At 70.8% G+C, this 11636-nt stretch carries 8 protein-coding genes; 2 read left to right on the top strand and 6 right to left on the bottom strand.

Going from position 1 to position 11636, the window contains the following annotated elements:
• Positions 1–20: 20 nt before the first annotated feature.
• Together IEZ05_RS22355 and IEZ05_RS22350 are read right to left on the bottom strand one after the other, a co-directional pair.
• Positions 21–1829, bottom strand: coding sequence for a stealth family protein (locus IEZ05_RS22355; protein WP_229869805.1), 1809 nt, complete (start codon positions 1827–1829; stop codon positions 21–23).
• A gap of 335 nt (positions 1830–2164) precedes the next feature.
• The gene (locus IEZ05_RS22350; RefSeq protein ID WP_189231975.1) at positions 2165–3295 is read right to left on the bottom strand and encodes a PLL family lectin; all 1131 of its coding nucleotides are present in this window, start codon (positions 3293–3295) and stop codon (positions 2165–2167) included.
• Between the two features lie 342 nt (positions 3296–3637).
• Here IEZ05_RS22350 and IEZ05_RS22345 point away from each other — a divergent pair, with 342 nt between their 5' ends.
• Entirely contained in the window at positions 3638–4738 is a 1101-nt protein-coding gene (locus IEZ05_RS22345) for an LCP family protein (protein WP_373298828.1), read from the top strand.
• A gap of 60 nt (positions 4739–4798) precedes the next feature.
• Here the strand turns inward: IEZ05_RS22345 and IEZ05_RS22340 are convergent, their stop codons facing one another.
• On the bottom strand, positions 4799–5815 hold the full coding sequence (locus IEZ05_RS22340) for a PLL family lectin (protein WP_189231973.1): 1017 nt from the start codon (positions 5813–5815) through the stop codon (positions 4799–4801).
• Between the two features lie 68 nt (positions 5816–5883).
• Here IEZ05_RS22340 and IEZ05_RS22335 point away from each other — a divergent pair, with 68 nt between their 5' ends.
• Positions 5884–6258, top strand: a complete 375-nt coding sequence (locus IEZ05_RS22335) for a PIN domain-containing protein (RefSeq protein WP_189231972.1) — start codon at positions 5884–5886, stop codon at positions 6256–6258.
• A gap of 9 nt (positions 6259–6267) precedes the next feature.
• Here IEZ05_RS22335 and IEZ05_RS22330 read toward each other — a convergent pair whose 3' ends face one another.
• The 3 genes from IEZ05_RS22330 to dxs all read right to left on the bottom strand — a co-directional run bounded on the left by IEZ05_RS22330 (position 6268) and on the right by dxs (position 11374).
• A complete protein-coding gene (locus tag IEZ05_RS22330) occupies positions 6268–7725 on the bottom strand; it encodes a glycosyltransferase family 39 protein (protein WP_189231971.1) in 1458 nt (485 codons plus the stop codon).
• A 72-nt stretch (positions 7726–7797) separates the two neighbouring features.
• On the bottom strand, positions 7798–9309 hold the full coding sequence (locus IEZ05_RS22325; protein WP_189231970.1) for an amino acid permease: 1512 nt from the start codon (positions 9307–9309) through the stop codon (positions 7798–7800).
• Between the two features lie 136 nt (positions 9310–9445).
• Positions 9446–11374: a 1-deoxy-D-xylulose-5-phosphate synthase gene (dxs, locus tag IEZ05_RS22320; RefSeq protein ID WP_189231969.1), complete on the bottom strand. Its 1929-nt coding sequence runs from the start codon at positions 11372–11374 to the stop codon at positions 9446–9448.
• Positions 11375–11636 lie beyond the last annotated feature (262 nt).

Here is an 11636-nt window from a genome sequence, read left to right as displayed (position 1 = left end):
GCGTGACAGGGAAGGGGAGGTCATCGGCCGGCGGCATGGATGCTCCTCTCCGGCTCGGCGTCCCGCTCGAGAGCATGCTCGTACTCGGCTGCCTCGTAAGGACTCGGCACCGGGAAATAGGCATCCAGGAAACGTTTCAGCATCTCGCGCTGAGCTTCCGGGTCAGCCGATTCCACCGTGTCGTTCAGGCAGAAAGTGTCCATGTTCCGGTTGGCGAGCAACGTGTTCAGGCGCCGCTCTGCCAGGTCGGCCGAGAGGTCGATGTACCGGTACTGGATGTCGCCCACCGTGGCCCGTGCGGAGTGGTACGCGAAATAGTGGTGCAACGACGAGGCGATCGGCACGTCCCCGGGGGAACGGAAACGGGAATGCTGGGTTGCCGTGTGCTCCGCCGGGAATGTCTCCTCGATCTCCTGCAGCACGCTCCTACGAAGCGCATGCGGCGTGTGCTTCATCTTCTGGGATATGGCGGTACCGAATTTCTGGGCAATGAGCCAGCGGCTGTTCTTGCCCGCAGCGTTGACCGGGAGATCGGTCGGAGAGACGCCGCCTCCCGGAATCAGCGCAGGTGAGGTGAAGAACTTGGTGATGCCGTTCGGGTGGAAGAAATGTGCAGGCGTCACCGGGCGACCGAAGAAGACGTCGTCGTTCAAGTAGAGGAAGAACTCCGAGAGTCCCGGAATATGGTGCAGCTGGCTCTCGATGGCATGTGAGTTGAACGTCGGCAGGGCTGCGGGGTCGGAGAAGATCTCCCGGTGGTCCACCACCCGGAGGTTCGCGTGCTGCGCATGGAGCCAGGCGGGGACCTGTCCGGCCGTCACGAGATAGATGTTGCGCACCCAGGGTGCGTTCTGGTGGAGCGACCGCAGCGAGTAGCGCAGTTCGTCACGGCTGGTGTACCGCGAGTCGTTCGCCGCCTGCTCATGGAGCCCGTCCGCGGAGAACCCCTGACGCGCACGGTCGCGCGACGCCCGCCAGACCGGATCCGAGTCGTCGACCCAGGTGTAGACGACGTCGATGGGGAACTGGTGATCCTCGGGGAGCGGCACGGCGAACTCGGCCAGCGTCCTGGCGTCCCCCGTGTGATACGCGGGAGGTATCGGGCTGAAGAGACTCTGCGGTGCCGACTTGCGCGGAGCGCTCGCCGGAACCGCGTCGATGACCCGGTTGGGACGTGGAGCCCGCAGCTCCCCGTCCCGCTCCGTCCACATCTCGAGGTCACATCCGGATGCCGCACCGAAAACCAGCCGCTGGGTCGGGTCGCACACGTACCAGGCCAGCCGCAGCACCTTGTGGTTGCGCAGCTGCCGCCACGACCGCTCCTCGCCGCCGGGCTCCATGCGGGCCTCGTTGCCGCCGGCCGGTCCCACGTAGCCAGGGGCCTGCGCGAAGGCCATCTGGAGCAGTTCCTCGACCACTGGACGGGATGCGGCCGGGACGGCGACGGTCGGCAGTCCGCTGTTCGTGCCCCGCACACAGAAGTAGTCGATGCCCGCCGCCTCCAGAACGGAGACCACGATGTTCAGGTTGCGGGCGCGGGCCGCCCAGTCCGTCGCCCCCTCGACCAACAGCACGCGCATGTGGCGGCGGCCGACGCGGACGACCCGCTGGCTGTAGGCGTTGCTGTGACGGGGAGCCTTCCGCTTGCCCCCCATCGCCCAGACCACCGTGGCGGAGCGCACGGAGTCGGCGGCGGTGAGCGAGGACTTCACAGCTTTGCGGACCGGGGTCGGCACCCTCCGGACGATGCGTTGCCTCGCGCCGGTCGGGACCGCAGAGCGGTACGCCGAGATCAGCGCACCGGCTTCAGGGTTGTCCGAGCCACCCACGAGGCATCCACCATCCATACCCAGCAGCTCCGCCTTCCAAGGATGTCGCACACCTCGCTGCGGGGGCCCTGGGAGAGGAAGAAGCTCGCGTCACCAGCGGTAGGGACTCATCGCCCCGAACTGCTGCGATCACCACACATCGGCAATCCATCAAACTTTCACATAATGGTTTCCTAAAAGTCCAGGTCGCGACAGCCCGTGGACAGGTTGTGACGCGTGACGATCGTCACGGATGAGCGGTACAACCTTTTCCGCCCTGGACTTCCCCGATGCTCTGGTGTACTGACGGCTCGTAAGTTGACAGGCCCCGCCGAGGTGTGCCGACGCAGCTGGACTCAGGTGCCCGGCAGACGGTCCCAGTCGGACAGGGTGAGCCCGGGTTCAGGCCGCTGCCGATTCACCAGGACAGCGCCGTCCGCGGCGACCACCGCCATGACGACCCGGCCTCGACCGTCCAGCGCCAGCGCCGGAGTGCCGATACAGGTCACCCCCGTGTCGGTCCACCACAGCCCGCCGGACTCCTCTCCGGTGCCGCAGACGCCGAGCACGGCTGTCCCCGTACGCCCCTGATGGGCCATGACCGTGCAGTCATAGCCGTCGACGGCGGCACGGAGCGTGGCGTGGGGTCCCTCTCCGGGAGCCCCGCCCGCGGGAAAGGCCCATTCGCCGGGCCGCTGCGCATAGACACCCGTCCCGCTCTGCTCGGACCAGTACGCGGTGAACACCCCCGGAGCGGTCTCCAGGAGCGCGGCCGAGCCGGGGACCGGGGCGGGTACGAGATCCTGCGCCCGGCGCAGGTCCGCCCCCTGCTCCGTCTGCACCCAGCGCATGACCGACCGGTGCCCGGGCGCGAGAACTTCGACCAGGCCGACGGAGTTCGCCGCCGCGGTCAGCCCGCCCGCGACCGCACCCCCACGCAGGTCTTTCCAGGCCTCCCACGCCCCGCTCCTGGATTCGCGCCGGAGCATCACCCCGCCGGGGCCGCCGGAGACGAAGACGTGGACCGTGCCCTGCCCGTCGACGGCGGCGGTCGGCATGCCGAGTACCGCCGCATCCCTCGGGTCGCGGTACGGGTTACCGAGAGAACGCCACTCCCCCAGCGTCCGGGCCGACTGGTACTGCACTGCGTAGAGCAGATCGACCTTCGACGCTCCCCCGTCCGCCCGTTTCTCCCGGCGCCCGATGAAGTGCGCGTAGCGATTGGCCCCCTGGGCGACGGTGAGACCGGTCAGCCCGGCAGCGGGGAAGAAGTCCGGCCCACTCCAGCGCCCGCTGCCGACCGCGGTCTCCGTCCAGCGGTGCACACCGCCTTCGACGAGCGCGTACACGGCGAGGCGGTCGTCGTTCCCGCGCAGCAGCCACGACCCCGTGGCCACCGCCGTCACGGACACTCGCCGGGGCCGGTCCTCGGCCTCGGCAGCGCCCCGGGACCGCCGGTCCACCGCCTGCGCACCTCTGCCGCGCATGTGTGCCGTCCCTTCCCGCCCCAGGCCCGGTGCCCACAGATGACTCCAGAATTCGCCACATCATAAGCACGTACGAACACGTGTCCCGCTGCTCCGTCGGCGCCTCACAAGCCTCAGGTCACGGCCTCGGGAACGGATCCAGGGGCGGACGGCACCCCTGGGGACGGGGTGGTCCACCGTCCCCGCCAGGGCGAACAACCGGGCACATTGCTCGCACGGGTGCTCGAGTGCACGTCTATAGTTCAGTGCCAACCAAGCGTCAGCCGAGCAGCACCGACCCGGCCCCTCACGGGAGCGGCCTGCTGCCCTTGCCCTCCGGGCACGAGTTGCGAGGACCCCGCCGTGAGCCACGACCTGAGCACCCCTGTGCCGCCTGCCCGCCATTCCCCGCCCGGCAAGCGCGGCAGTCGCAGAGCTCAGAAGAAGAAGCGCCGGACCGGCCGCATCATGCTTCTCTCTCTGCTCGTTCTCGTCCTCGCACTCGGCGGTACCGCCTACTGGCTCTACAGCGACCTGGACGGCAACATCAACGGCGTCGACATCAACGACGCGATCGGCAAGGACCGGCCGGAGAAGCTGCCCACCTCCGGGCAGAACATCCTGATCCTCGGCTCCGACTCACGCGCCGGTGACAACGCCGAGTTGAACACCGGCAAGGTCGCCGGGGCCCGTTCTGACACCGCTCTGGTGATGCACATACCCGAGGGCCGTACGAAGGCCGTCGCCGTCAGCATCCCGCGTGACACCCTGGTGACCCGTCCCGACTGCACCAAGTCGGACGGCTCCGAGGTGGCCTCGGCCGAGCGGGTGATGTTCAACTCCATCTACTCGCAGGTCGGTCCGGCCTGCGTGGTCAAGACGGTCGAGAAGATGTCCGGCGTACGCATGGACCACTACGTGGAGATCGACTTCGCCGGCTTCAAGGACCTGGTGGACGCGATCGGCGGCGTCACCGTCACCGTCGATCAGGACATCCACGACAGCTCCAGCGGCCTGGACCTGACCGCCGGTACCCACCGTCTGAACGGCACCGAGTCCCTGCAGTTCGTCCGCACCCGGCACGGCGTCGGCGACGGCAGCGACCTCGGGCGCATCGGCCTCCAGCAGGAGTTCATGATCGCGCTGCTCGGCGAGATCAAGAAGCAGGACCTGCTGGGCAGCCCGACCAAGACGTACAAGATCGCCGACACGCTCACCGCGGCTCTCACCACCGACTCCGAACTCGCCTCGCTCACCGCTCTGGCGGACTTCGGCCGCAGTCTGAACGGCGTCGACCCGTCGACCATGGATACGATCATGCTTCCGGTGGCGTACGACAAGATCGACCAGAACCGGGTAGTGGCCGCCGAGCCGCAGGCGTCGACGCTGTGGAAGGCGATCCGCAGCGACGAGGAGATCCCGGAGTCGGCCAAGAAGTCCCCCGCGACCGGCGGCACTTCCTGAACCGGCCGGCCCCGCCGCCATCCACTCGGGAAGGCAGCGGGGCCGGGGACTCCGGGTCCGTCAGACCTCCTGCCACGCCGTGAGTGCCAGCCCCGGCTCGTCCTTGCGGCGGGTCAGCAGGAGCCGGCCCGTCGACGGGGAGAGGACCGCCGCCACCACCCGGTCGTCGGCGTCCAGGGCGAGGGAGACCTCGGCGTCGGCGGGCAGGTGCGGGCCGGACTCGGTCCACCAGGCGCCCGCCGCCTCCTGCTCCGCGGGGTACGCCGCGAAGGCGACCCGGCCCGAGGGCGTGCACTGAGCCAGCAGCGTGCAGTCGTGGCCGTCGAGTTCGCAGCGGACGGCGGCGGCCGGGCCGGGGCCCGCCGCCGGGAGGACGGACACGGGGTCGGTGCCGGGGCGCCAGGCGCAGAGGGTGCCGGACGCGTCGGTGAAGAACAGGGTGGTGTTCTCGTCGGAGGTGGCCAGGGCGCGCAGGGTGTCCGGGCGGGCGGTGGCCTCCACCGCGTCGGCCAGCTGGAACTCGGTGCCGGGCGCCTCCTGGCGCCAGTGCAGGATCGTGCCGGCACCGGCGGCGTACGCCTCGATGCGACCGGCCCTGCCCGCCACCGCGACGGGCGCGTCCTGCAGCTCGGCGCCCTTGAGGTCACGCCACGGTCCCCAGCCGCCCTTCTGCTTCTGGGCCCGCATGCCGAGCCCGCCGGCGGCGTTGCGCACGAAGACGTGCGCGCGGCCCTGGGGGTCGACCGCGACGGCGGGCCTGCCGGTGCGGTCCCCCTTGCCGTTCGGGTGGCCCACGGGCTCCCAGTCCAGGGCGGCCAGCAGCGGCCGGAAGTGGGTGGAGTGCACCAGGCCCGACTCGCCGGGCACCGTGGGCCGCCAGGCCACCAGGTGCGCGTAGGAGTCGGCACCCTGGCCGACCGCCAGGCCGGGGTGCAGTCGCTGGTCCCCGCCCATCCTGCGCGGCGCGTCCCAGGCGCCGCCGGGCACCTGCTCCGCCCGGCACAGGACAGCGTCCTGGGTGACCAGGTAGACGCTGAGTCGGCCGTCCCGGCCGCGTATGAGCCACTCGCCGTTCACCTGATCATTTTATGCCGCCGTCCGCCGGCCCGCTCCGGCCGGGTGCCTTCGCGTGCGACCCTGACCCCATGAGCGACAGCGGACCCCTCCTCGTGATCGTCGACGGCGCGAACGTCGTGGGGTCCGTGCCCGACGGATGGTGGCGTGACCGGCGCGGGGCCGCGCAGCGGTTGCGCGACCGGCTGGCGGCGGACGGGGTGCCGGGCCGGCCCGGCCCGGTCGAGATCGTCCTCGTCGTCGAGGGCGCGGCCCGCGGCGTGGAATCCGTGCCCGGCGTACGGGTGGAGGCGGCACCCGGCAGCGGGGACGATCACATGGTCGAGCTGGTCGCACGGGCCGGTGACCGCCCCGTCCTGCTGGTGACGGCGGACCGCGAGCTGCGCCGCCGGGTGACGGAGCTGGGCGCGGAGGTGGCGGGGCCCCGGACGGTCAGGCCGGTCTGACCAGCCGGCCTATGGCCTGTCCTCCGCCGCCGTGCGCCGGTACAGCACCGCCCCGTCCACCTCCCCCGCCTCCTCGTACGCCGCTCCCAGCAGGCGCCGCAGGGTCGGCACGTGGTCCGGTGCGTAGGGCTTCCCCCGGGAGTCGTCGACGACGAGGGCCGGCGGGTGCGCGGTCAGTTCCTCGCGGAAGGTACGCCAGGCGCCCTCGACCCCGTACCGTTCGCCGACCATGGTGCCGTCCCGGCCGCCGCCGTAGTTGGTGAGCAGTCCGGCGGTGAGATAGCGGCTGGCCGGGGTGCGGCCGGCGAACCAGTACGCCTCGGGGTGCATGCCCCAGAACAGGACGCGGTCGCCCGGGCGGGTGCGGTGCGCGGCGGTGTCCGCGAGGCGACGGGCGTGGTCGAGTTCGGCGCGGGGCGCGAACAGGCCCCAGGTGAGGAACAGGGCGCAGCAGGACGCCGTGACGAGGAGCGTGCGCATCCGGCGTTCCCGGGACGCGGTGCGCAGCGCGGCCGTCGCCAACAGGGCCAGCGGTGGCAGGAGTTGCAGGTAGTAGTGACCGTGGAAGTGGAGGCCCACCGTGACCGCCCCGGCGGACGCGGCGAGCCACAGCCACAGGTCGGCCGTCCCCGGGCGGGCGACGCGCAGCGACCGCAGGACGGGTGGGAGCAGTCCCGCGCAGGCCACGGCCAGGACACCGGTGTTGGCCAGCGCCCGGCCCAGTACGGGGAGGGCGGATCCGCCGAGGGAGGCGTAGGTGCCCGAACCGGTGACCGTCCAGAAGAGGAAGCCCGCCGGGTCGGTGACCAGGGCCGCGCCCAGTACGGGTGCCACGGCCCCCGCCACGAGCCGCGCCGTCCCGGCCCGCCTGGCGCCGCACAGCAACAGCACCGGCAGCAGCACCGCGCCGCCGGTCTGCTTGGCGAGGACCGCGCAGCCGACCGCGAGACCGGCGGCGCCGGGGCGGCGGCGGTCGGCGCACCACATCGCGGTCGCCGTGCACGGCAGCATGAACACCTCGAACGTGGCCGCCTGGGCGTCCTCCGGGTTGAGCCCGACGGAGATCAGCAGGTACAGCACTCCCGCCGTACGGCCGGCGGTGTCGCCCCAGCGGCGCCGGGCGAGGGAGGCGAGGGCCACGGCGGTGACGAACTGGGCGAGGACCGCCAGGACCCGCAGCGGCGTCAGCGACTCGGGGCCGGCCACCGCGAACGCGGCCTGGTACAGCCAGGGCACCAGCGGGGGCTTGCGGTCGACGACCGTCTCGTACAGCTCGCCGCCGTGGGCGAGCAGGCCCGCCTGGACGGCGAGGTAGCCCTCGTCGGGGTTCCACAGGGGGCGGGCGAAGGAGGGGACGCGGGTGACGCAGGCCAGGACCGCGAGCAGGGGCAGCAGGCGCGTCCAGTAGCCGGCCCCTCCGCGCACGGTCGGTACGGAGTGTGACGGGGTGAGGAGCCTGGCATCCATGGCCGTACGTTAACCGGCCCCGCATTTCCCACGAGAAGGGACATACAGGGCCGGGTCGACCTGGGACAATGACTACGGAGAGTTGCCGCCGGCTGGTGTGGCCGGGGTGTCCTCGCCGCGGGCCATGCGGCTGTGGGTGCGGCCGTAGAGGAAGTAGACGACGAAGCCGATCGCCATCCAGATGCCGAACCGGACCCAGGTCTCGGCGGGCAGGTTCAGCATCAGCCACAGCGAGGCGGCCACCGACACGATCGGCAGCAGCGGGACCAGCGGGGTGCGGAAGGCGCGCGGCAGGTCGGGGCGGGTACGGCGCAGGATGATCACGCTGATCGCGACGACCACGAAGGCGAACAGGGTGCCGATGTTCACCAGCTCGGCGAGCTCGCTCAGGCTGGTGAAGCCCGCGACGATCGCGATGATCACGCCGAGCAGGATGGTCGGCCGGTACGGGGTCCGGAACTTCGGGTGGACCACGGAGAAGAAGCGCGGCAGCAGTCCGTCGCGGCTCATCGCGAAGAACACCCGGGTCTGGCCCAGCAGCAGGATCATGCACACCGTGGTCAGGCCGACGGCGGCGCCGAAGCTGATCACACCGGCGAAGAAGGGGTGCCCGGTGGATTTGAAGGCGTCGGCGAGCGGGGCGTCGACGGACAGCTTGGTGTAGTGCTGCATGCCGGTGACGACGATCGAGACGGCGACGTACAGGACGGTGCAGATGAACAGGGAGCCGAGGATGCCGCGGGGCATGTCGCGCTGCGGGTTCTTGGTCTCCTCGGCGGCCGTGGCGACGATGTCGAAGCCGATGAAGGCGAAGAAGACGACGGACGCGGCGGTGAAGATGCCCATCACGCCGAAGTTGGACGGCGCCCACCCGAACATCAGCTGGATCAGCGGGGAGTGCAGGCCCCCGCCCGCCTCCACCGGCTGCTCGTCGGGAATGAACGGGTCGTAGTTGGAGCCCTTGATGAAGAAGGCACCCGCGATGATCACGATGAGGACGACGGTCACCTTGATGGCGACGACGAGCGAGGTGATGCGGGCCGACAGCTTCATGCCGAGAACGAGGATGCCGGTGAGCACCAGCACCAGGGCGGCGGCGAGGATGTCGAAGCCGAAGCCGTCGGCGCCCTCGCGGCCGGCGAGGGCCTCGGGGAACTGCCAGCCGGCGTTGTCCATGAACGAACGGATGTAGCCCGACCAGCCGACGGCGACCACCGCCGTTCCGAGCGCGAACTCCAGGACCAGGTCCCAGCCGATGATCCAGGCGGGCAGTTCGCCGAGCGAGGCGTAGGAGAAGGTGTAGGCGGAGCCGGCCACCGGGACCGTGGAGGCGAACTCGGCGTAGCACAGCGCGGCGAGCGCGCACACGACACCGGCGACGACGAAGGCCAGGGCGACGGCGGGCCCGGCGTTGTCCTTGGCGACCGTGCCGGTCAGCACGAAGATGCCGGTGCCGATGATGACACCGACGCCGAAGACCGTCAGGTCCAGCGCGGACAAGGTTTTCTTGAGCGCGTGCTCCGGCTCCTCCGTGTCCCGGATGGACTGCTCGATCTTTTTGGTCCTGAAAAGACTGCTGCTCACGGGTACCTCCGACGCTTGTCGTCCTCGACATGATCGTGAGGGGGCGTAGTGCGTATGCCCGGGTGTGAGCGGATTCACGCGGATGGGCAGGTTTCACCACTGCAACGAGTGGAGAACCTGCCCATCCGGCCGTACGTCAGTCGCGCGCCGCCTCCACGGAGTCCACCTCGGCCCCGGCGCGCTCGTACCGTCCGTCGAGCTTGGCGACCAGGCCGGTGACCTGGCGGGCGATGTCGGGCGCGGTGAGCCCGATCTCGGCCAGGACCTCGGCGCGGGAGGCGTGGTCGAGGAAGCGCGGCGGGATGCCGAAGTCGCGCAGCGGTACGTCGACGCCCGCGTCGCGCAGGGCCTGTGCGACGGCGGAGCCGACGCCGCCCACGCGGGAGTTGTCCTCGACGGTGACGACCACCCGGTGGCGCTCGGCGAGCGGGGCCATGGCCTCGTCGACGGGCTTGACCCAGCGCGGGTCGACCACGGTGGTGGTGATGCCCTGCTTGGTCAGCAGGTCGGCGACCTCCAGGCACATCGGCGCGAGGGCGCCGACGGAGACCAGCAGGACGTCCGGGGTGTCGGTGCCGGGTGCGCGCAGGACGTCCATGCCGCCGACGCGGCCGACGGCGGGCACGGCGGGGCCGACGGCGCCCTTGGAGAAGCGGACCACGGTCGGCGCGTCGTCGACCTCGACGGCCTCGCGCAGCTGGGCGCGGACCTGGTCGGCGTCGCGCGGGGCGGCGAGCCGCAGGCCGGGGACGACCTGAAGGATCGACATGTCCCACATGCCGTTGTGGGAGGCGCCGTCGGTGCCGGTGACACCCGCGCGGTCCAGCACGAAGGTGACGCCGCACTTGTGCAGGGCCACGTCCATCAGGACCTGGTCGAAGGCGCGGTTGAGGAAGGTGGCGTACACCGCGAAGACCGGGTGGACGCCGCCGTGGGCGAGGCCGGCCGCGGAGACGGCGCCGTGCTGCTCGGCGATGCCGACGTCGTAGACACGGTCGGGGAAGGCCTTGGCGAACTTGTCGAGGCCGACCGGCTGGAGCATGGCCGCGGTGATGGCGACGACGTCCTCGCGCTCCGTGCCGATCTTGACCATCTCGTCGCCGAAGACGGACGTCCAGTCGGCGCCGGAGGTGGAGATGGGCAGGCCGGTGTCGGGGTGGATCTTGCCGACGGCGTGGAAACGGTCGGCCTCGTCCTGGAGGGCGGGCTGGTAGCCGCGGCCCTTCTCGGTGAGGCAGTGCACGATGACGGGGCCGCCGAAGCGCTTGGCGCGGGTGAGGGCGGACTCCAGGGCCTCGAGGTCGTGGCCGTCGATGGGGCCGACGTACTTCAGGCCGAGGTCCTCGAACATGCCCTGCGGGGCGATGAAGTCCTTCAGGCCCTTCTTCGCGCCGTGCAGAGTGTCGTAGAGCGGGCGGCCGACGACCGGGGTGCGCTCCAGGACCTCCTTGGTACGGGCCAGGAAGCGCTCGTAGCCGTCGGTGGTGCGCAGGGTGGCCAGGTGGTTGGCGAGGCCGCCGATGGTCGGGGCGTAGGAGCGCTCGTTGTCGTTGACGACGATGACGAGGGGGCGGTCCTTGGCGGCGGCGATGTTGTTCAGTGCCTCCCAGGCCATGCCGCCGGTGAGCGCGCCGTCACCGATGACGGCGACGACGTGGTCGTCGCGGTCGAGGACCTGGTTGGCCTTGGCGATGCCGTCGGCCCAGCCGAGGACGGTGGAGGCGTGGCTGTTCTCGATGACGTCGTGCTCGGACTCGGCCTGCGAGGGGTAGCCCGACAGGCCGCCCTTCATCTTCAGCTTCGAGAAGTCCTGGCGGCCCGTGAGCAGCTTGTGCACGTAGGACTGGTGGCCCGTGTCCCACAGCACCTTGTCCTTCGGCGAGTCGAAGACGCGGTGCAGGGCGAGGGTGAGTTCCACCACGCCGAGGTTGGGGCCGAGGTGGCCGCCGGTCTTGGAGACGGCGTCGACGAGGAAGGTCCGGATCTCCTCTGCCAGCCGGCCCAGCTCTTCCAGGCTGAGCCGGTCCAGATCGCGCGGTCCCGTGATGCGGGTCAGCAGCGGCACCCGTGCCTCCTTGAAGTAGAGCTGTTGCCGGGCTCGACGAGTCTAATGTTCCGCCCCGGCGGAACGTGTCCGGGCGGTGCGTCGTACATCACGCGTTCGGCTGTACCCAACGGTGGCTGCTTCTACGTCGCCGGGAGCCCTCTTTCCGATCTTTCCGTTTTGTCGGCTCGCCCGGCGGAGGCTCCCGACAGCCGCACGCACAGCGGTCCGCCCGCCCCACCCATGGCTCAGATGGGTGGGGCGGGCGGACCGTCGTCGGCCG

Source organism: Streptomyces flaveolus (assembly GCF_014648815.1).
GTDB lineage: Bacteria > Actinomycetota > Actinomycetes > Streptomycetales > Streptomycetaceae > Streptomyces > Streptomyces flaveolus.
This window is presented reverse-complemented; position numbering and strand designations above follow the sequence as displayed.